General features: G+C 67.0%; 19 protein-coding genes. 8 read left to right on the plus strand and 11 right to left on the minus strand.

Translation table 11 applies throughout. From position 1 onward, the window contains the following. Nucleotides 1-66: 66 nt before the first annotated feature. The 3 genes from ACWZHB_RS26210 to ACWZHB_RS26220 all read left to right on the plus strand — a co-directional run bounded on the left by ACWZHB_RS26210 (nt 67) and on the right by ACWZHB_RS26220 (nt 5,047). Complete coding sequence (locus tag ACWZHB_RS26210; RefSeq protein WP_427904451.1) at nt 67-2,328, plus strand: MMPL family transporter; 2,262 nt, start codon at nt 67-69, stop codon at nt 2,326-2,328. Between the two features lie 192 nt (nt 2,329-2,520). Beyond that, nucleotides 2,521-4,161 carry a phosphomethylpyrimidine synthase ThiC gene (gene thiC / locus ACWZHB_RS26215; protein WP_427904452.1) on the plus strand — a complete coding sequence of 547 codons (1,641 nt, stop codon included), beginning with the start codon at nt 2,521-2,523 and terminating at the stop codon, nt 4,159-4,161. Between the two features lie 94 nt (nt 4,162-4,255). Then, nucleotides 4,256-5,047, plus strand: a complete 792-nt coding sequence (locus tag ACWZHB_RS26220; protein WP_427904453.1) for a thioesterase family protein — start codon at nt 4,256-4,258, stop codon at nt 5,045-5,047. 4 nt (nt 5,048-5,051) lie between these two features. Here the strand turns inward: ACWZHB_RS26220 and ACWZHB_RS26225 are convergent, their stop codons facing one another. The 9 genes from ACWZHB_RS26225 to ACWZHB_RS26265 all read right to left on the minus strand — a co-directional run bounded on the left by ACWZHB_RS26225 (nt 5,052) and on the right by ACWZHB_RS26265 (nt 11,978). Further along, nucleotides 5,052-5,558 carry an SRPBCC family protein gene (locus ACWZHB_RS26225; protein ID WP_427904454.1) on the minus strand — a complete coding sequence of 169 codons (507 nt, stop codon included), beginning with the start codon at nt 5,556-5,558 and terminating at the stop codon, nt 5,052-5,054. Nucleotides 5,559-5,573: 15 nt separating this feature from the next. After that, nucleotides 5,574-5,903: an ArsR/SmtB family transcription factor gene (locus tag ACWZHB_RS26230; protein ID WP_427904455.1), complete on the minus strand. Its 330-nt coding sequence runs from the start codon at nt 5,901-5,903 to the stop codon at nt 5,574-5,576. Next, the gene (locus tag ACWZHB_RS26235) at nt 5,893-6,327 is read right to left on the minus strand and encodes an SRPBCC domain-containing protein (protein ID WP_427904456.1); all 435 of its coding nucleotides are present in this window, start codon (nt 6,325-6,327) and stop codon (nt 5,893-5,895) included. The genes ACWZHB_RS26230 and ACWZHB_RS26235 overlap by 11 nt, the downstream gene beginning before the upstream one ends. A gap of 83 nt (nt 6,328-6,410) precedes the next feature. Continuing rightward, on the minus strand, nt 6,411-7,928 hold the full coding sequence (locus ACWZHB_RS26240; protein ID WP_427904457.1) for an MFS transporter: 1,518 nt from the start codon (nt 7,926-7,928) through the stop codon (nt 6,411-6,413). Between the two features lie 154 nt (nt 7,929-8,082). Beyond that, nucleotides 8,083-9,078 (minus strand): ABC transporter substrate-binding protein, encoded by a 996-nt coding sequence (locus ACWZHB_RS26245; RefSeq protein WP_427904458.1) that lies wholly within the window; start codon nt 9,076-9,078, stop codon nt 8,083-8,085. Nucleotides 9,079-9,154: 76 nt separating this feature from the next. After that, nucleotides 9,155-9,901, minus strand: coding sequence for an ABC transporter ATP-binding protein (locus ACWZHB_RS26250; protein WP_427904459.1), 747 nt, complete (start codon nt 9,899-9,901; stop codon nt 9,155-9,157). A gap of 91 nt (nt 9,902-9,992) precedes the next feature. Next, a complete protein-coding gene (locus ACWZHB_RS26255; RefSeq protein ID WP_427904460.1) occupies nt 9,993-10,799 on the minus strand; it encodes an ABC transporter permease in 807 nt (268 codons plus the stop codon). Between the two features lie 57 nt (nt 10,800-10,856). After that, nucleotides 10,857-11,267: a VOC family protein gene (locus ACWZHB_RS26260; protein ID WP_427904461.1), complete on the minus strand. Its 411-nt coding sequence runs from the start codon at nt 11,265-11,267 to the stop codon at nt 10,857-10,859. 63 nt (nt 11,268-11,330) lie between these two features. Beyond that, nucleotides 11,331-11,978 carry a TetR/AcrR family transcriptional regulator gene (locus tag ACWZHB_RS26265; RefSeq protein WP_427904462.1) on the minus strand — a complete coding sequence of 216 codons (648 nt, stop codon included), beginning with the start codon at nt 11,976-11,978 and terminating at the stop codon, nt 11,331-11,333. A gap of 89 nt (nt 11,979-12,067) precedes the next feature. On the opposite strand from ACWZHB_RS26265, the gene ACWZHB_RS26270 reads away from it, so the two are divergent. After that, nucleotides 12,068-13,204 carry an epoxide hydrolase family protein gene (locus ACWZHB_RS26270; protein ID WP_427904463.1) on the plus strand — a complete coding sequence of 379 codons (1,137 nt, stop codon included), beginning with the start codon at nt 12,068-12,070 and terminating at the stop codon, nt 13,202-13,204. Nucleotides 13,205-13,313: 109 nt separating this feature from the next. Here the strand turns inward: ACWZHB_RS26270 and ACWZHB_RS26275 are convergent, their stop codons facing one another. After that, nucleotides 13,314-14,459, minus strand: coding sequence for a GTP-binding protein (locus ACWZHB_RS26275; RefSeq protein ID WP_427904464.1), 1,146 nt, complete (start codon nt 14,457-14,459; stop codon nt 13,314-13,316). Nucleotides 14,460-14,538: 79 nt separating this feature from the next. On the opposite strand from ACWZHB_RS26275, the gene thiD reads away from it, so the two are divergent. Further along, a complete protein-coding gene (gene thiD / locus ACWZHB_RS26280; protein WP_427904465.1) occupies nt 14,539-15,387 on the plus strand; it encodes a bifunctional hydroxymethylpyrimidine kinase/phosphomethylpyrimidine kinase in 849 nt (282 codons plus the stop codon). Between the two features lie 114 nt (nt 15,388-15,501). Here thiD and ACWZHB_RS26285 read toward each other — a convergent pair whose 3' ends face one another. After that, nucleotides 15,502-16,227: a TetR/AcrR family transcriptional regulator gene (locus ACWZHB_RS26285; RefSeq protein ID WP_427904466.1), complete on the minus strand. Its 726-nt coding sequence runs from the start codon at nt 16,225-16,227 to the stop codon at nt 15,502-15,504. Nucleotides 16,228-16,377: 150 nt separating this feature from the next. On the opposite strand from ACWZHB_RS26285, the gene ACWZHB_RS26290 reads away from it, so the two are divergent. The 3 genes from ACWZHB_RS26290 (at nt 16,378) to ACWZHB_RS26300 (ending at nt 20,537) form a co-directional block, all read left to right on the plus strand. Continuing rightward, entirely contained in the window at nt 16,378-17,004 is a 627-nt protein-coding gene (locus tag ACWZHB_RS26290; RefSeq protein WP_427904467.1) for a class I SAM-dependent methyltransferase, read from the plus strand. A gap of 69 nt (nt 17,005-17,073) precedes the next feature. Next, nucleotides 17,074-18,429, plus strand: coding sequence for a glycosyltransferase (locus tag ACWZHB_RS26295; RefSeq protein WP_427904468.1), 1,356 nt, complete (start codon nt 17,074-17,076; stop codon nt 18,427-18,429). Then, nucleotides 18,426-20,537 (plus strand): glycosyltransferase family 39 protein, encoded by a 2,112-nt coding sequence (locus tag ACWZHB_RS26300; RefSeq protein ID WP_427904469.1) that lies wholly within the window; start codon nt 18,426-18,428, stop codon nt 20,535-20,537. The genes ACWZHB_RS26295 and ACWZHB_RS26300 overlap by 4 nt, the downstream gene beginning before the upstream one ends. Nucleotides 20,538-20,575: the final 38 nt, after the last annotated feature.

A 20,575-nucleotide genomic window follows, 5' to 3' on the forward strand; every position in this document is an offset into this window, starting at 1 on the left:
ATTGAGCACGGGATACGGTGACGGTTCGACCGTTTCCGAGCAGTTCCCGACAAAGAGGGCCCGACGATGTTGACGAGAATCGCCCACACCGCCGTTGCCCGACCACGGTGGGTGGTCGCGGTCGCGCTGTTGCTGATGATCCTGAGTGGCACGATCGGCGCAACCGTACACTCGCACATGAAATCGGGCGGATTCGTCACTGAAGATCTCGATTCGGTGCAGGCCAGCCAATACCTGAGCGAGCACTTCCCCGGCAGTGAGCCCAATTACGTCCTGACGATCTCCGCCGAGGGCGTGGCCGATTCCGCGGACGCCCGCGCGGCCGCCGACCATGCGCTCGCCGTCCTCGACAGCCATCCCGAGATCGTCAGCGGCGTGCAGTCGTATTGGACGGCGCGCCCCGATCTCAAACAGGCGATGCTCAGCAAGGATCGCAAGCACGCGCTGATCCTGGCCAGCATCGAGGGCGACGACGCCGAACTGCCCGTTCGGGCGGCGATGCTGAGCGAAGAACTGCAGGTGGAGAGCGGTCCGGTCACGGTCAAGGCCGGTGGGCTCGCCGCCTCCTTCGCCGATATCAACACCCAGATCAGCAAGGATCTGATCATCGCCGAGGCGATCGCGATCCCGATCACCGGTCTGCTGCTGGCCCTGGTGTTCGGCAGTCTGATGGCCGCCGCGCTCCCGATCGCGATCGGGCTGTTCGCCATCGCGGCGTCACTGGGCATTCTGCGCGTACTGACCTCACTCACCGACGTGTCGATCTTCGCGCTGAACATGACCACCGCACTCGGACTCGCGCTGGCGATCGACTACAGCCTGTTCATCGTGAGCCGATATCGCGAAGAGTTGACCGCGGGCGCTACGCCGACGAAAGCGGTGACCCGCGCGATCCAGACCGCCGGTCGCACGGTCGTGTACTCGGCACTGGTTGTCGCACTCTCGCTGTCGGCGCTGCTGGTGTTCCCGCAGTACTTCTTCAAGTCGTTCGCCTATGCGGGCATCGCCGTGGTCGCCGCCGCCGCGGCCGCCGCGGTGATCGTGCTGCCCGCGCTGCTCATCCTGGTCGGCGATCGCATCGACGCGGGCGACCTGCGGGCGCCGATGCGACGGCTGTTCCGGCTGGCACCTCGCACGGAAAAGGAACCGCGCCAGACATTTTGGTATCGCCTCGTCATCGCGGTGATGAAGCGGCCGATGTCGATCGCGCTGGCCACCACCGCGTTCCTGCTGTTGCTCGGCTCGCCGTTCCTCGGTGTCCAGTTCGGCTATCCCGACGACCGGGCGCTGCCCACCGATGTCGCCAGTCGCGAGGTGGGCGACATCCTGCGCACCGACTTCGACGCCGACCTCGCCTCGAGCGCGACCATCGTGCTGCCCGAATTCCGTGGCAGCGCAGCAGAACTCGACACCTATGCCCGCGACCTGTCCAAGGTGCCCGACGTACCCGCAGTCCTCAGCAGCGCGGCGGTGTACCGCAACGGGATGCGAGTGGCTGCCGGCGTACCCGAGATGACGGACGCGCGGCACGGTGCGTACCTGTCGGTCGGCACCGCCCTCGACCCCTACTCCGACGCGGGCGGGGCCCAACTCGACGCCCTGCGCGCCGTCCCCGCGCCGTCGAAGGCCCTGATCACCGGCCCGGCCGCACTCAACCAGGACTCGGTCGACGCGATCACCGGCAAACTGCCACTGGCGGGCGCGCTGATCGCGCTCACCACGCTGGTGCTGCTGTTCCTGTTCACCGGCAGCGTGGTGCTGCCGATCAAGGCGCTGATCCTCAATATCCTGTCGCTGGCGGCGACCTTCGGCGCGATGGTGTGGATCTTCCAGGAAGGCCACCTGTCGGAACTGCTCGGCTTCACCGCCACCGGCACCCTCAACCTGGCCATGCCCATCCTCATGTTCAGCCTGGCCTTCGGCGCGTCGATGGACTATGAGGTCTTCCTGCTCTCGCGCATCCGCGAGGAATGGCTGGCCGGGCCGAAGACCACCGAGGGCAATACCCAGGCCGTCGCGATGGGGGTGGCCAGGACCGGGCGCATTTTCACCGCCGCGGCGTTGCTGATGAGCATCGTGTTCCTCGGCGTCGCCACCTCCGGTGTGTCGATGATGAAACTGTTCGGTCTCGGCTGCGCGCTCGCGGTGATCAGCGACGCGACGGTCATCCGCGGCCTGCTCGCACCGGCACTCATGCGAATGATGGGCACCTGGAACTGGTGGGCGCCGAAGCCACTGGTGGTGCTGCACAGCAAGTTCGGATTGGCCGAGTCCGACGACACTGCGGCGCCGGTTGAACGGCAGCTGACCGAAACCGGCACTCGTTAGCGGACAACCAGCTCGACGCCTAGACTTCGAACAGCCACGCACGCCCCGACCTCGAGGAGGGGCTCGCGGCAGCGCTCGAACAAGCACGGGGGCTCGCACCAGCGGGCTGAGAGGACGGCTAGCCCAATCGGGCGTCAGGGCCGTCGACCGTATGAACCTGACCGGGTAATGCCGGCGTAGGGAGGAACACGCATGGGCTCGAACACGTCTTCTGACAGGACGGTCGATACCGTCACCACCGGTCCGATCCAGGGCAGCGTCAAGCACTATCAGCAGGTAGACGACCTGCGCATCCCCGTTCGCCGGATCAATCTCACCAACGGCGATCATTTCGATGTCTTCGATACTTCGGGGCCGTACACCGACGGCAACGCGGTGATCGACCTCGAGGCCGGGCTGCCGAAACTGCGTGACGAATGGGAAAAGCCCACCGTCGACGGCCCGCGCACCCAGCTGCACTGGGCTCGTGAGGGCATCATCACCCCCGAGATGCGGTTCATCGCCGCCCGTGAAGGCGTCTCGCCCGAGCTGGTGCGTGACGAGGTCGCGCTCGGTCGCGCGGTGATTCCGGCCAACCACAATCACCCGGAGCTGGAGCCGACGATCATCGGCAAGAAGTTCCTGGTCAAGATCAATGCCAATATCGGCAACTCGGCGGTGTCGTCGTCGATCGCCGAGGAAGTCGAGAAGATGGTGTGGGCCGCGCGCTGGGGCGCCGACACCATCATGGACCTGTCCACCGGCAAGAACATCCACGAGACCCGCGAGTGGATCCTGCGCAATTCGCCGGTCCCGATCGGCACCGTGCCGATCTACCAGGCCCTCGAGAAGGTGAACGGTGATCCCACCAAGCTCACCTGGGAGATGTACCGCGACACCGTGATCGAGCAGTGCGAGCAGGGTGTCGACTACATGACCGTGCACGCGGGCGTGCTGCTTCGCTATATCCCGCTCACCGCCAAGCGCGTCACCGGCATCGTCTCGCGCGGCGGATCCATCATGGCGGCTTGGTGTTTGGCGCATCACCAGGAATCGTTCCTGTACACGCACTTCCGTGAACTCTGCGAGATCCTGGCGCGCTACGACGTCACCTTCTCCCTCGGTGACGGCCTGCGTCCGGGCTCCATCGCCGACGCCAACGACGAAGCCCAGTTCGCCGAGCTGCGCACCCTCGGCGAGCTCACCAAGATCGCGAAATCCTATGGCGTGCAGGTGATGATCGAAGGTCCCGGCCACGTGCCGATGCACAAGATCGTCGAGAACGTCCGCCTCGAGGAAGAGCTGTGCGAAGAGGCACCGTTCTACACCCTCGGCCCGCTGGCCACCGATATCGCGCCCGCCTACGACCACATCACCTCGGCCATCGGCGCCGCGATCATCGCCCAGGCGGGTACCGCGATGCTCTGCTACGTCACCCCCAAGGAGCACCTCGGCCTGCCCAACCGCGACGACGTCAAGGTCGGCGTGATCACCTACAAGATCGCCGCCCACGCCGCCGACCTCGCCAAGGGCCACCCGCATGCCCAGGACCGCGACAACGAATTGTCCAAGGCCCGTTTCGAATTCCGCTGGCACGACCAGTTCGCGCTCTCGCTCGATCCCGACACCGCCCGGGAGTACCACGACGAGACCATGCCTGCCGAGCCCGCCAAGACCGCCCACTTCTGCTCGATGTGCGGTCCGAAGTTCTGCTCGATGCGTATCTCCGCCGATGTGCGCGAGTACGCGGAGAAGCAGGGGCTGACCGATGTGGCCGCCATCGAGGCGGGCATGGCGGAGAAGTCCGCCGAGTTCGCCGACCACGGCAGCCAGGTCTACCTGCCCATCGTCTGATCCGCCGCTGCCCGCCCGGTCACGACCGGGCGGGCAGTCGCGAGCGGCACCGCGGCTTGTTCCGGGTCGGCGGTGCTGCGGTAGCGTCGGCGATATGGCCGATGCGTTCTATCTCCCCGACCCGTCGGACCCGAATCGGTTCGTTTCCACCGAACTGACACGGGGCCCGTGGTCACCCGACGCGCAGCACGCGGGACCCCCGTCGGCGCTGCTCGGCCACGTGATCGAGCGTTGCGAGCCGCGGCCGGGATTCCAGGTCGGGCGGGTCGCCGTCGAGATTCTCGGGCCGGTGCCGCTGGCTCCGCTCACCGCGCAGGCGAAGGTGGTGCGATCGGGGCGCAGTGTCGAACTGATCGAGGCGACCCTGTCGTCGGAGCGTGGCCCGGTGATGCGGGCGAACGCGTGGCGGCTCAAGCTCGCCGAGCCCGCCCTCGATCTGCCGGCCGAGTTCCTGCCGACAGGCACGAGGCCGCTACCCACCACGACCGAGCCGTCGCCGTTCCCGACCGATCACGAGGTGGGATTCCACACCGGCATCGAATATCGCTTCGCTACCGGGTCTTTCGATGAGCCGGGCCCCGCGGTCTGCTGGATCCGGTTGAAGTACCCGATCGTCGCGGGCACCACTGCGAGCCCGCTCGAGCGCGCTCTCGCGGCCGCCGATTCCGGCAATGGTGTGAGTGCCGTCCTCGACTGGTCGAAGTACCTGTTCATCAATACCGATCTAACCGTCACGCTGCATCGTCAGCCGGTCGGCGAATGGGTGTGCCTCGACGCGGTCACCCATCCGCAACCGCACGGCATCGGTCTCGCCGAATCCGCGCTCTTCGACGAGACCGGGCCCCTGGGTCGCAGCACCCAGACGCTGCTGCTGGCACCGCGCTAGCGACTCAGGGGCGCGACTTCACCAGGTCGGTGTTGCCGTGCTCGAGCAGTTCGGAATCGAAGGTGCTGTCGGTGTGGAACGGGTCACCGGTGCCGGTGGTGATCAGCTCGTGCAGGCTCTTGGTGATGTAGCCGCCCCAGGCATTGGCACACACCTCGTAACATTCGTCGGCCGGGCGCAAACCCACATGGGTGAAACGGATCTCGGTGCCGCCGTCGCGTTCGACGATGTCGAAAACCACGTCGGTGTCCTCCCATTCGGCGGTGTCGTCGATGAAGGATATGTAAGTGTCGGTGACGTGCCAGACCAGGCGCTTGCCGGGAATCGACTCGGTGGTGGTCATGGTGCAGCGGTGCGCGCCGGGGACCTCGAACCGGTAGCTGTCGCCGACGGTGCCCGAAGTGCCTTCGATCGTCTCGTTCCACCAGCCGCGCACATTGTTGATCGCCGCGAACGCTTCCCCTGGGGTCGAGTCGACGGTGGTGCTCGCGGTGAAGTTCTTGTCGCTCATTGCTTTTCCTTCGGTTCAGCCGTCCAGATGTCGCCGGAGGGCGTCGAACGGCCCGTCCCAGTCACGGGCCATGGCGGCCAGAAACTGCTGGGCCACTTGCATGGGGGCGGAGTCGAGGCGGTAGCGCACTCGGCGCCGCTCCCCCGGTTCCGCGATCACCAGACCCGCGTCTGCCAGCAGGACAAGGTGTTTGGCGATCGCCTGCCGGGTGATGGGCAGGCGATCGGCAAGGTCTGTCGCGGTGGCGGGCCCGTCGGCGGCGAGGGCGGCCAGCACCGCTCGTCTGCTCGGATCCGCCAGCGCGACGAAGACCCGTTCGGCGGTCTCCTCTAACTCAGGCCGCATCGAGGTACTCGACCAGCTCACCCAGTTCGCTCTTCCAGCCACCGACATTGCCCTCGAACGCCTCCTTGTAGGCATCGTCGGACAGCTGCGCGAACCCGGTCTCGACGACGGTCAGCCGTGTCCCAGCACCGACCGGCTCGAGCGTGAACTCCACGTAGGTTCGTCGCGGGTCATCGTCGGGCAATCCATAGATCGGCCAGGTGTAGCCGAACACGGTCGCCTCCTCCACCCGCTCGACCCGCATGTTCGCGACGTGCCCGCCCTCGTTCCACGTCATCCGCGCCGCACCCCCGGGTCGCAGATCGATAGTGGCGGTATTTCCGAACCAGCTCCCGAGCCCCTCGGCCGTTGTCAGTGCCGCCCATACCTTCTGCGGCGGGTGCGCGAGCTCGACAGTCCGCACGATCTGATCAGGGAATCCCATGACGCCTCCTCTATATAGCAACCGATTGGTTGCTACTCACAATATTGCAACCTTCGGGTTGCGTCAAGGGTGGACCCGCAGGTTCAGTGGCCGCCGGTGACGCGGAAGCCCTTGGGGACGAGCCAGACGGTGACGACGGTGACGACGGCTACCACCGCGGCGGAGATGTAGGACGTGGTGGTGAGGGCGACGTCGAAGGCATGGGTCGAGGCTTGGGCCAGCTGGGTGTGGGCCGGTTCGGGCAGGTCGGCGGCTACCTCGGCGGCGCCACCGATCGAACCGCTCGCCTGGTCGAGGCGGTCGGCGGGCACGGGTAGATCTGTCATGTGCTGGCTGAATATTCTGGCGTGCAGGCTGCCGAGCAGGGCGACGCCGAAACCGACGCCGACCTCGTAGTTGGTCTCCTCCACCGCGCCCGCTTGGCCGGCACGGTCGGCGGGGACGGCGCCCACGAGGACGGCTGCCGCCGCGGTGACAGCCATGCCGTCGCCGAGGCCGAAGGACACCAGGACCAGCGCGACCACCGGATAGGTGGTGGGTTCCGGACTCACCGCCAGGAGCAGGAAGCCGAGGGCGACCGCGCCGAGACCGACGCCGAGCACCGCGCGGACACCGATCTTCTCCATCAGTATCGGTGTCAGTAGCGAGGCAGTGAGGAGAGTGAGCGCGGCGGGCAACATCCGGATACCCGCCTGCGAAGGGCTGTAGCCGTGGACATATTGGAGCCACAGCGAGATCAGGAACATGGCCGCGCCGATCGCCATCATGGCAAGCAGGGTCGCGACGGCGGCCGCGGTGAACGCGCCGTTGCGGAACAGGCGCACGTCCAGCAGCGGGTCGGTGGCGGTGAGCTGGCGACGGGTGAACCAGGCCAGTGCGGCGATGCCGATGATCAGGATCACCCAGTCCACCACGCTCGCTTCACCTTTCGCGAGGTGCTTGATTCCCCAGGCCAGGCAGACGATGCCCGCGACCGAGAGCGCGGCGGCGAACCAGTCGAGGTTGCCCGCCTGTGGCGCACGGTATTCCGGCAGCACCCACAGCCCGACCACGACCGTCACGAGCACCACCGGCACATTGAGCCAGAACGCGGACGCCCACCCGAAATGCTCGACGAGGAACCCGCCGACGATAGGTCCGACAGTGGCACCGACCCCCGCGACCGCGGCCCAGATCCCGATGGCCATGGTGCGTTCGCGCGCGTCGATGAAGATATTGCGGATCAGCGACAGCGTCGACGGCATCACCATCGCCCCGCCGATCCCGAGCAGCACCCGCCCACCGATCAGCTGGGCCGCGCTCCCCGCCGTAGCCGCGACCACCGAAGCGATACCGAACAGCACGAAACCGCTGATGAACAACAGTTTTCGCCCCACCCGATCCCCGAGCGCACCGGTGGTGATGAGCAGCCCGCCGAGTACGAGCCCGTAGATGTCGATGATCCACAGCTGTTCCAGCGGCCCGACCTGCAGATCCTCGATCAGCGACGGCAACGCCACATTGAGGATGGTGGCATCCATCGCCACCAGCAACAGACTCGCGCACAGCACGCCGAGCATGACCCACCTGATCGCGCCGTACGTCTGCGTCGTCTCACCCACCACGCCACCTCACCCGATCCCTGGTCACCTCCGGTATCCGGATCAGTAGCACGCGATCCACCGCTCAACCTACCCAACACCGGGCCCGCCACCCGGCAACCCCGATCCGTCGCCGTCGCGTCAACGCCCCGGCCCGGGTACCCCCGATCCCCCTCTACCCTTTGTCGAACCGAGTATCGACAAAGGACTCGAAGTCGACCTTCCCCGGAATAGCCTTGGCCTCGGTGAACGCGTCCGCGATCTCCTGTTCCGAGGCAATGACCTGATCGGACAGCGTGATCGGCTCCTTGATCGAGCGGGTCCAGGTGGTGCGGGAGGCATCCACGCTGATCTGGGTCAGTTCGGCGTACTTGGTCGACCAGGTGTCCAGATTGTCCGAGGACCATTTCGTCGCCGCGGCATAGCGCTGGAAGAAGTCGGCCAGCGCAGCCGATTTGCCCGCGTCGGCGACGGTTTTGTTGCCCGCGACCCAGAAGTTGTAGCCGTTGGCGGCCTGGTCGGCGGTGGCGATCGACTTGGCGCCGGACTCCTTTTCGGCGATGGCGGTGTAGGGATCCCAGGTGGCCCAGGCGTCGACGTCACCGCGGGTGAGCGCGGTGTAGCCATCGCCGGGGGCGAGGTAGACCGGCTCGATATCGCTCAGCGACAGACCCGCCTTCTGCAGTTGCAGGAGCAGGTTCGCGTTGGCCGAACTGCCCTTGTAGACAGCGACCTTCTTGCCTTTGAGCGCTGCGACGGAACCGATCGCCGAGTCCTTGCCGACCAGGATCGCGTCGCCTTTACCGGTCGCCGAAAGCGCACCGACGATCTTGATATCGGCGTCGGCCGCCGCACCGAAGATCACCGGGGTATTACCCGTTTGAGCGATGTCGATGCCCCCCGCGCTCGCCGCTTCGACCAGCGGCAGACCGGCGGTGAAGGTCGAGAATTCGATCTTGTAGGGCAAGTTCTCCAATTGGCCCGACGCCTTCAGCAACACCTCGATCGAAATCGCCTTCTGGTCACCGACTTTCAGCGTAACGGTGCTGAGGTCGACCGGCCCCGACGGCGCGGCCTCGGTCGCCACGTCGTCGCCGCAGGCGCTCAAGGAGAGCGCGGCGACGACGGCGAATGCCAGACCGGTCAGACGGGACTTCGGAGTGCGTTTCACGGGAACAACTTTCGTGCGTGGGAGACAACAGAGTTCCGTCGCGCAGTGCGCGACGCGTCTTCGACGGCTGGTGGTGTCAGTGCGTCACACCGAGTAGCGCGAGCAGCCGGGTCGCATACTCGGCGACTTCGGGTGCGGCGGCGGTGCGTGGGCGTGCCAGGTCGATGCGCACATCGGCGGCGATGCGACCCTCGTCGAGTACCAGCACTCGGTCGGCTAGCGTGATCGCTTCCAGCACATCGTGAGTCACGAGCAGAACGCCGAATTCGCGCTGGGCGTGCAAGCCGAGCAGGAGCTCGTGCATGGTCAGGCGGGTCAAGGCGTCGAGGGCGCCGAACGGTTCGTCGAGCAGCAACAGGGTCGGCTCGGCCACCAATGCCCGTGCCAGCGCGGCACGTTGGGCCTCACCGCCCGACAGCGTCAGCGGCCAGGCATCGGCGCGACCGGCGAGGCCGACCTCGGCGAGCAGCTCACGCGCGGCCTGCTCGTCGGCACGCCGATTGCGCGGTTTCGGCCTGCCGAGCGCGACATTGCGCACCACCGGCTGCCACGGAATCAACCGCGGTTCCTGAAAGACGATCGTCGGCCTGCCGTCGACGGAAACCGCACCGCGAGTGGGAGTATCGAGCCCGGCGAGGATCCGCAACAGCGTGGACTTACCCGATCCGCTGCGTCCGACCAGTGCGACGATCTCGCCGACGCCGATCTCGAGATCGATCCTGTCTAGCACGCTACGTTCACCGAATCGCTTGCTGAGACCGGTGATTCGAGCGGCGGCCGCACGCGAGCCGATGGGGGCGACAGTGGTGGCGGCAGCGGTCATGAGGTGAACCTCGCAATCGAACGGCGGCGGGTAGCTGGCCGGCCGGCCATCGGGACGGGGTGGGTCCTCGAGCCGGCGGAAGTAACGGACATCAGTGGTGCACCGCCGGGCGCCAGCGCAGGGCGCGACGTTCGAGCAGCCGCACGAGCGAGTCGGTGAGCAGGCCAAGGAGGCTGTAGACCATCAGGCCGAAGACGACGATGTCGGTGCGCAGGAATTCGCGGGCATTGTTGACGACGAAGCCGAGACCCGCACTGGCATTGATCTGTTCGGCCACGATGAGCGAGAGCCAGGCGATGCCGAGGCTCTGCCGGGCGCCGACCAGGATCTGCGGCAGGGCGCCGGGGATGATCAGCAGGCGCAGACGTTCGCCGAGGCCGAGGCGCAGGGCGCTGCCGAGTTCGAGCAGTTTCGGGTCGAGTTGGCGGATGCCCGAGAAGGTGTTGAGGTACAGCGGGAAGAACACGCCGAGCGCGATCAGGTAGACCTTGGGTTCCTCGCCGATGCCGAACCAGATGATGAACAGCGGAATCAGACCGAACAGCGGGATGGTGCGGATCATCTGCAGCGGCGGGTCGACCGCGTACTCACCGATCTTGCTCAGACCGGCGAGAACGCCGAGCACCAACGCGAGCACCGCGCCGAGCGCGAAGCCGTACAGCGCGCGCTGGCCGGAAACCAGCAGTGCCTCGGTGAGCTGGCCGGACCGATAGGTCTCGAGTCCCGCGTCGAGAACCGCGGACGGCGCGGGCAGCTTCTTGGGCGGAATCCACCCGCTGGTGCTGCCCACTTGCCAGACGAGCAACAACGCGATCGGCGAGAGCGCACGCAGGAACCCCGGGCGGCGGTACAGCGGAACCCGTCGCTCGTCGGTTTCGGTGAACTTCTCCAACAGCATGCGAGCATGGTGCCCGCCCAGCGGCCCGTGCCGACAGGGTTCAAATCAGCTCGAGGGTTACTCCGCCCGGCTCGAGATCTGCTGGACACCCCAGCTGTTGCCGTCGGGATCGCTGAAGAAGACGAAGCCCACATTGTCGAGCGGATGCGGGACCGGCCGCGGATTCTTGCCGAGCTCCTGCACCTCGGTGACCTCGACCCCACGCGCCACGAGTTCGGCATGTGCCTGCTTGATGTCCGGGACGACGAGCTGCAGGCCCTTCAGCGATCCGGGCGGCATGTGCGGAACCGCCCCCTTGCCGATGACGATCGAGCAGCCCGATCCCGGCGGGGTGAGCTGCACGATCCGCACGTCGTCGGAGATCACCGTGTCGTGGTCGACGGTGAAGCCGAGCTGGCCGGCATAGAAATCCTTGGCCCGGTCGATATCGGAAACCGGCACGATCACAACTTCCAGGGTCCAGTTCACTACGCGCCTCCGCGTGGTAGTCACCGATGTTGCGCCAAGTCTGCCAGCCGCACACCACCACGGTCAGGACTTGCGTTCCCAACGCCAAGCGAACTCGCCCGCAGCAGGGCGCGGGCCTGGGAGCTCGCCCTCTGCGGTCAGCCCGTCCACCATCAATGCGAGCATTCGCTGGCGCAGCTCAGCTGTCCGCACCGGGTCGGGCATAGTGATGGCCGAGCAGGCCTCGAGGATCAGCCCGAGGTCGAGTGCGTCGACATCAGCACGTAGGCGGCCACTCGCATGGGCCCGGCGGACCAGCTCCTCGCCGACCTGGCCGGAGTGCACCACGTCGGGCAGCATCGACTCATCCGGAGTGAAGGTCCCCGCCAGCCGCACGGTCAGCGAGTGCACATCAGCCTCGACAACCCGCTCCAGAAACGTCACGAACCCCCGCCACCCATCCGACTCCGCCAGCGCCGCATCGCCTTCCGCGTTGAACCGCCGCAGCCCTTCGTGACACAGCGTGCGCAGCAACACCTCCTTGCTCGGATAACGCCGATAGAGCGCACTGATCCCCACCCCCGCTCGTTCGGCGACAGCGGCGATCGGCGCGTTCGGATCATCGAGGAACACCGCACGCGCGGCATCGAGGATCAGTCCGTCGTTGCGCGCGGCCTGCGCCTTACGACCGGGCAACCGGGGCTGATCTGCGGTTTCGTTCTGCTTCGCCATGAATATCAGCCTACCACTTGAAACGGAATGCTCCGTTCTGTTACGTTTGAAACAGAACGAAACATTCCGTTTCAATTTGAGGAGTCGACATGGCCACCATCACCCCCTTCCAGATCGAAGTTCCGCAGGCCCGCCTCGACGAACTCGCCGACCGCCTGCGCAACGCCCTGTACCCGGACGAACTGCCCGGCGTCGGCGACGCCTACGGCGTGCCCGCCGGCCGGGTGCGAACCCTCGCCAAGTACTGGCTGGAGGAGTTCGATTGGCGCGCACTGGAATCCGAGCTCAACGCCTACCCGCAGTTCACCACCGAGATCGACGGTGAGGACATCCACTTCCTGCATATCCGCTCCTCGCGCCCCGACGCGACGCCGGTGATCCTCACCCACGGCTGGCCCGGTTCGATCCTCGAATACCTCGACGTGATCGCCCCGCTCACCGAGCCGGAATCGGCCGATCAGCCGGCCTTCCACCTGGTCATCCCGTCGCTGCCCGGTTTCGGCTTCTCCGGGCCCACCCGCAGCACCGGCTGGAACCGCTACCGCACCGCCCGCGCCTGGGCCGAACTGATGTCGCGCCTCGGCTACCAGCGCTACGGCGCCATCGGCAACGACGGTGGGTCGATGGTCTCCCCCGAGATCGGCCGCATTGTGCCCGAGAACGTGATCGGCGTGCACGTCACCCAGCTGTTCTCGTTCCCGTCCGGCGACCCGGCCGAGTTCGAGGGCCTCTCCGAGGCGGATATGGCCGCGCTGCAACACCTTCAGTGGTTCCACGAGAACAAGATGGCCTTCAATACCCTGCACAGCCAGCAGCCGCAGACCCTGGCCTACGCGCTCGCCGACTCCCCGGTGGGCCTGCTCGGCTGGAACGCGCAGCTGTTCGGCGAATCGCTCGACGCGCAGTTCGTGATCGCGAACGTGGCGCTGTACTGGCTCACCGGGACGGCCGGTTCGTCGCTGCGCTTCTACTACGAGGACGCGCACGCAGGCGAGCAGCCGACCGAGCCGACCACGGTCCCGACCGCGCTGGCCATGTTCGCGGGCGACTTCCAGTCCATCCGCCGGTTCGCCGAGCGCGATCACCGCCAGATCGTGCGCTGGAATTCCTACGACACCAGCACGGGCGAGGGTGGCGCGAACGACGCGGCCGGGCACTATGCCGCGCACGAGGCACCCGAGGTGCTGGTCGGCGACATCCGTGCGTTCTTCGCCGGACTCGCCTGACGCGGCGAGGTCCAGGTGCCGCGGCCCACGCTCCCCTCATCGGTGCGTGGGTCGCGGCCCCTTCGAATCATGCACCAGCGCAGTGTGATACGCGCAGCAAAGATGCCAATCAGTGATGCTCGTGCAGGTCAGCCCAGGCCGGGAACGGATCGGGGTAGCCGGTCCACGCCCCCACGCCCGCCGCGAACTCCGCATCGGTGAGCAGGGCGGCCTCGAGCTCGCGCCGGACGCCGGGCGCGTCGAGGCGCACCCCGATGAACACGAGCTCTTGCCCGGCAGGCACTTCCAGTTCCGACCACCACGCCCCCGGCTCGAAGGTGATATTCGGACCGGCCTGCGACCAGATCGCCGCCAGCTCGGGACGACTCGCGATCCAGCAGAATCCCTTGCTGCGCAACATTCCCCGCATCCCGGCCAGCACGTCGGCGAGGCGCTGCGGATGGAACGGCCGGTCGGCGATGAAGGTGAGGCTACTGATCCCGTATTCCTCGGTTTCGGGCGTGTGCCCGCCGGTCAATTCCGCTGCCCAGCCGTCCGATTCGGCAGCGACTTCCGGGTTGTAGCGGCCGGTGGCGAGCACCTCGGACAGGTCGACAACGCCCTTCTCGGTGCGCAGCACATGGGCGCGAGGATTGAGCCTGCGCACGGTCGCCTCGACGGTGGCCGCGGCGTTCGCGCTGACCAGGTCGGTTTTGTTGATCAGCAGCACATCGGCGAACTCCACCTGGTCGACCAGCAGATCCGCGATCGAGCGCGCGTCACCCTCGCCCGCTTCGAGATCGCGATCGGCGAGTGCCTGTCCACGAACCAGTTCGGCCAGGAAGGTCGAGGCGTCGACGACGGTGACCATGGTGTCGAGCCGGGCGATGTCGCCGAGGCTGAACCCGTCGTCGAACTCCCAGTCGAAGGTGGCGGCCACCGGCATCGGTTCGGAGATGCCGGTCGACTCGATCACCAGCTGGTCGAAGCGGCCCTCGCGCGCCAGCCGCGCGACGGCCTCGATCAGGTCCTCGCGCAGGGTGCAGCAGATGCAGCCGTTGGTGAGCTCGACCAGCTTTTCCTCGGTGCGGTCGAGGTGCCCCTGGCCCGCGACCAGCGCCGCGTCGATATTGACCTCGCTCATGTCGTTGACGATCACCGCGACCCGGCGGCCGTCGCGGTTGGCGAGGATGTGGTTGAGCAGCGTGGTCTTGCCCGCGCCGAGGAAGCCGGACAGGACGGCGACGGGCAGCGATGGTGTCGGGGAGTTGGTCACGAGAGTTAATGATAATGGTTTTCATTTGCGATGGATAGGTGGGGTCCCCCCGCGGCAGCGGCGGTCGTAGGGTTGGGGCGTGAAGATGTTGCCGCTGACCCCCGATGGCCAGACCCCCGTTCGCGCGCTCACCATCGCGGGCACCGACTCCGGCGGCGGCGCGGGCATCCAGGCCGATTCGCGCACGATGGCGCTGTGTGGCGTGCACGCGTGCGTGGCGGTGGCCGCGGTGACCGTGCAGAACACGGTGGGCGTCAGTGGTTTTCACGAGATTCCGGCGCAGGTCGTGGCCGACCAGGTGCGGGTGGTCGTTCGCGATATCGGCATCGGCGCGGCCAAGACCGGCATGCTCGCCTCCACCGCGATCATCGAGGCGGTCGCGGGGGTCTGCCGTGAGCTCGGGATCGGGCGCGGCGGCACCATCCCCCTTGTGGTCGATCCGGTCGCGGCCTCCATGCACGGAGACCCCCTGCTGCACGCGGAAGCCCTTGAAGCAGTGCGCAATACGCTGATCCCGCTCGCTACCGTCGTCACTCCGAACCTCGACGAGGTGCGCCTGATCACCGGCATCGAGGTGGTCGACGACGCCACCGCGCGCAAGGCCGCCGAGGCATTGCACGGGCTGGGTGCGCAGTGGGCGATCGTGAAGGGCGGGCACCTGCGCGCGTCGGAGGTCAGCACCGATCTGCTCTACGACGGCGACACCTTCCGCGAATACACCGCGCCGCGCATCGCCACCGGCAACGACCACGGCGGCGGCGACACCCTCGCGGCGGCGATCGCCAGCGCGCTCGCCAACGGCTACCCGGTGCCCGACGCGGTCGAGTTCGCGAAGGAGTGGACCTACCGCTGCCTGGCCGCCTCGTACGATCTAGGCGCAGGTCACGGCCCTGTCTCACCTCTCTGGAGACTGCGTACCGACGTCTAGCGTGGCGTCGCGAACTTGTCGGTGCCCAGGTTCATACTGAACTCATCGCACCCACCGTCGACCCCAACGACGTGATCGACGAGAACAACGGAGTTCGTGCCGGGCGCGGTGGATTCAGTCGAGACCGAAAGCGATGCGCAAAGGGCTCGATGTGTCGATCTTGACCCCGTTGAAGCGGGCATGTGCCTGTGCCAAAGCCGAGATGCTCTCGGCCAGATAGTCGACGAAGCGCTCGACCGGCATCGCCGATACCTCGCGTTGATTCGCGCCGAGCCACCAGTCCGTGGCCGAGGCGACCGCACCGAAAATCGAATAGTTCACCAATTCGATCCCGGCCACGTCGATCGATTCCGTCGGCAGCAGATCCGCGAAGAATTCCGCTGCGCGCCTTGCGGATTGACGGGCCGCCACCAGGGCTCGTTCGGTTTCCTTGGCCTGCTGGCTGAAATGGCTGTGCAGCATGAACCGGAAGACATTCGGGTGCGCCGACACCACCGCCACATATTCGGCGGCCGCGGTGTGGACGAGTTCGGCGATCGAATCGTCGGTGAGATTCACACTGGTGAGCACCCGCTCCCAGAGCATGTCGCGCACCCGATCGACGATCGCGTTGTAGAGGTCGGACTTGTCCTCGAAATGGCGATACAGCTTCGGCTTGGCCGCGCCCGCTTCCTTGGCGATATCGCCCATGCTCACATCGGGGCCCAGCTGATCGAGCGCCCGGAAAGCCGCGTCGACGAACTCGATGCGCACCTGCACGCGATGCTCGCGCCAGCGTTCGGTCCGCGCGTCGACACGACGGCGCGGCGCCTCGTCCGTCTTGGGGTAACCGCGCGTCACGTCAGTAATACTAGGACGGGCCACGTCGCGGGATACGCACCCTCCCGAGACCGGGAATACAATTGCCGAAACGGCAAATTTTCTGGCGGATTAAGAAGGTGCCGATGCACTATCGGATGAACATTTCACCCGGACTGACCAGGAGCATCGATGACCGAGACCGTGGCGAACGCCGAAGAGTTCTGGGAAGACTTCTACCGCGAGCGCGAGCAGATCTGGACCGGCAACCCGAACCCCCTCCTGGTGCGAGAGGTCGCCGAGCTGGCCCCGGGGACGGCTCTCGATCTGGGCTGCGGCGAGGGCGCCGACGCGATCTGGTTGGCGAAGCGCGGCTGGCAGGTCACCGCGGCGGACATCTCCGAGACCGCGATGGAGCGCGGTGCGCAGCGGGCCGCCGAGGCGGGCGTGACGATCACCTGGGAGCGCCACGACCTGCAGGCGAGTTTCCCCGCTGGCAGCTTCGACCTGGTGTCCGCGCAGTTCCTGCACTCGCCGGTGGAGCGCCCGGACGAGCGGGCGGGGATTCTGCGCAGCGCGGCGGCCGCCGTCGCACCGGGTGGGGTGCTGGTGATCGGCGCGCACGCGGCCGCGCCGAGCTGGGCGTCCAGCGAGATGCACGCCCATGTGTTCCCGACCATCGAGCAGGTTCTCGAGCAGCTCGAGCTCGGACCCGAGTGGCAGGTGGAGACCGCCGAACTGGTCCACACCCCCTCGACCAGCCCCGATGGCGTGGCCGGCGAGCGCGCCGACAGCGTGCTGCGCGTACGTCGCGGCTGAGCACGATCCCCAGCAACCTCCCAGCTCGGTCCCAGCTCGGTGGCAGCGCGGCCATCGAGTCTGGGTGGCATGACTCAGACCGAGGCCGAGCAGAAGGCCATGCAGAGCAGCCGCGCGCCGGTGCTCGACGTAGTGATACCCGTGTACAACGAAGAGGTCGATCTCGGCCTGTGCGTGCGTAGGTTGCACGCCTATCTGCGCGCCGGATTCCCCTTCACCGCCCGCATCACCATCGCCGACAACGCCAGCACCGACGCCACCCTCGCGGTGGCCGAGCTGCTGGCGGCCGAACTCGACGGCGTCGCGGTGTTGCACCTGGACGCCAAAGGGCGTGGGCGGGCCTTGCGCACCGCGTGGGAGAGCTCGGATGCGGCGGTGGTCGCGTACATGGACGTCGATCTGTCGACCGATCTGAACGCGCTGCTGCCGCTGGTCGCGCCGCTGGTGTCCGGGCATTCCGATCTCGCGATCGGCACCAGACTCGACGCGTCGTCGCGAGTGGTGCGCGGACCCAAGCGTGAAATCATCTCCCGCTGCTACAACTTGCTGTTGAAAACCACACTGCGGGCCGGCTTTTCGGATGCGCAATGCGGATTCAAGGCCGTGCGAACCGAGGTCGCTCGTGAGCTGCTGCCGCTGGTACGCGATGGCGAATGGTTCTTCGATACCGAGCTGCTGGTGCTGGCCGAGCGGGCGGGTCTGCGGATTCACGAGGTGCCCGTCGACTGGATCGACGATCCCGACAGCCGGGTCGACATCATCGATACCGCGCGTAAGGATCTGCGCGGGATCTGGCGGTTGACCAGGGCATTGACCACCGGCGCTCTCCCGATGGACGAGTTGCGGGCCGCCGTCGGGCGTGAACCGCTGATCGCCGGGGTGCCGCTCGGGATGGTCGGGCAGTTGGTGCGATTCGCGATCGTGGGGGTGACCTCGACGCTCGCCTATATCGCGCTGTATCTGCTGTTGCAGCCGCTGGTCGGCAGCCAGGGCGCCAATCTGGTGTCGCTGCTGGTGACGGCGGTGGGCAATACGGCGGCCAACCGGGCCTTCACCTTCGGTGTCCGCGGACGCGGGGACGCGATCTCGCACCAGTTCCAAGGATTGGCCATCTTCGCGTTCGGGCTCGCGATCACCAGCGGTTCGCTGTTCGCCCTGCATCGCTGGGCTCCCGACGTACCTGTGGCGGTGGAACTCACGGTGCTGATCACCGCCAATCTCGTTGCGACACTTGCCCGTTTTGTTGGGCTGCGCTGGGTGTTCCGGAATGCCGAACTCGGTAGCGCGTCAGGTATGCGAGATGGTCAAGGCTCGGATTGCGGAACCAGCTCCGAGCGGACCGTGAGCATTGCCCGCGTTCCCGGGACTGCCACCCACGCAACGGCTCCAGCAGCGCGCCTTGGCACTTCGGAGGTGCGTCGATGACCGCGACAGTCGCCCCCGCATCGCGCACCGACCTCGCGCACATCGAGCCGACCCGAAACCGTTGGGAGCGTCCGGCTTTAGCGGCGCTGCTACTCGGCACACTGGTTTGCTACCTCGTCAACCTGAGCGCCAACGGCTGGGCGAATGACTTCTATGCCGCTGCGGTACAAGCGGGTTCGCAATCATGGGAGGCGTTCTTCTTCGGCTCCTCCGATGCCGCGAACTCGATCACCGTGGACAAGCCGCCCGCTTCGCTGTGGGTGATGGAACTGTCGGTGCGGCTGTTCGGGCTCAACAGCTGGAGCATGCTGGTGCCGCAGGTGCTGCTCGGCGTGGCGAGTGTCGCGCTGTTGTGGGCGACGGTGCGCAGGTCGTTCGGGCCCGCCGCGGGGTTGATCGCGGGAACGGTGCTGGCGGTGACTCCTGTCGCGGTGCTGATGTTTCGGTTCAACAATCCGGATGCGCTGCTCGTCTTGCTGATGACAGCGGCCGCCTGGGCGATGACGCGTGCGGTCACGGACGGGCGGTGGCGCTGGTTGCTGCTCACCGGCGGGTTCATCGGATTCGGGTTCCTGGCCAAGCAGTTGCAGGTGCTGTTGGTTGTGCCGCCGTTGGCGCTGATGTATCTGCTCGCCGGGCCCCCGAAGCTCGGCAAGCGGGTCGCGCAGTTGTTCGCCGCCGGTGCGGCGATGGTGGTGGCGGCGGGCTGGTGGTTGTTGGCGGTGGAGCTGTGGCCTGCGGATTCGCGACCGTGGATCGGTGGGTCGCAGAACAATTCGATCATCGAGCTCACCCTCGGATACAACGGGCTCGGGCGGCTGAACGGCAACGAGACCGGCAGTGTCGGGCCCGGTGGCGAGCTGCCCGCGGGCGGGAACGGGATGTGGGGCAGCACCGGGATCGCCCGGATGTTCGATGCCGCGCAGGGCGGTCAGATCGCCTGGTTGATTCCGGCCGCACTGGTCGCGCTGGTGGCCGGGCTCGTGTTGCGCGGGCGCGCACCGCGTACCGATCGCCGGCGGGCCGCGCTGATCCTGTGGGGCGGTTGGCTTCTCGTCACCGGGCTCGTCTTCAGCTTCATGGCGGGGATCTTCCACCAGTACTACACGGTGGCGCTCGCGCCTGCTGTCGCGGCGCTGGTCGGGATCGGGTCCGTGCAGATCTGGAGTTCGCGCGACCGGTTGTGGGTGCGGTGCGCAGGCGCTGTGGCCATCGCACTCACCACGGCGACCGCGTGGATGTTGTTGTCGCGCAGCGCTTCCTTCCAGCCATGGTTGCGATGGGCGATTCTGGCTGTCGGTGTGATCGCCACAGTGGCCTTCCTGTTCCCGCTCGCGCGCACGCAATCGGTGATCGTCGCGCTCGCCGCCGCGTTCATCGGGCTGGCCGGGCCGATCGCCTACTCCGCCGACACCCTCGCCTCCGCGCACTCCGGTTCGATCCCGTCGGCTGGACCGAGTTCTGGTGGGATGCGCGGAATGGGTGGACCCGGAATGCGTCCCGGTGGGGACGATGGCAGACCCGGTGCCGACGGATCCACCACCACTGGTGCGGGAAACGGCGCGCCATCGACCGGCGGTACGCCCCCGGACGGCACCCAGACCGGCATGCCGTCGGACGGTGCCGCTGCGGGCATCCCCTCGGACGGTGGCGTGCCAGGGCAAGATGGCGCGGCGGCGGGCGGTTCGGCACAGGGTGCGGGCGGCTCGAACGCTGGTGCGCAGCGCAGGGGTGGCGCGGGTGGATTGCTGGGCGGGTCACGTCCGAGCGATCAGATCGTCACCCTGCTCGAGTCGAACGGCACCGACTACACCTGGGTCGCGGCGGCGGTCGGTTCCAACAGCGCCGCCGGGTATCAGCTCGCCACCGAGTTGCCAGTGATGCCGATCGGCGGTTTCAACGGCAGCGACCCGTCGCCCACCCTCGAACAGTTCAAGCAGTACGTGGCCGACGGAAAGATCCACTACTTCGTCGGCGGTGGCCGGGGTGGGCCCGGCGGGAACAGTGCGTCGACCAGCTCGGCGATCACCGCCTGGGTGACGGCGAACTACACCGCGACGACAGTCGACGGAGTAACCCTCTACGACCTCACCCAACCGAAGTCGTAGCGTCTAGACCTAAGGCTGGGTCCGGCATCGGCCGCGTC

This window comes from Nocardia sp. FBN12 (assembly GCF_054031145.1).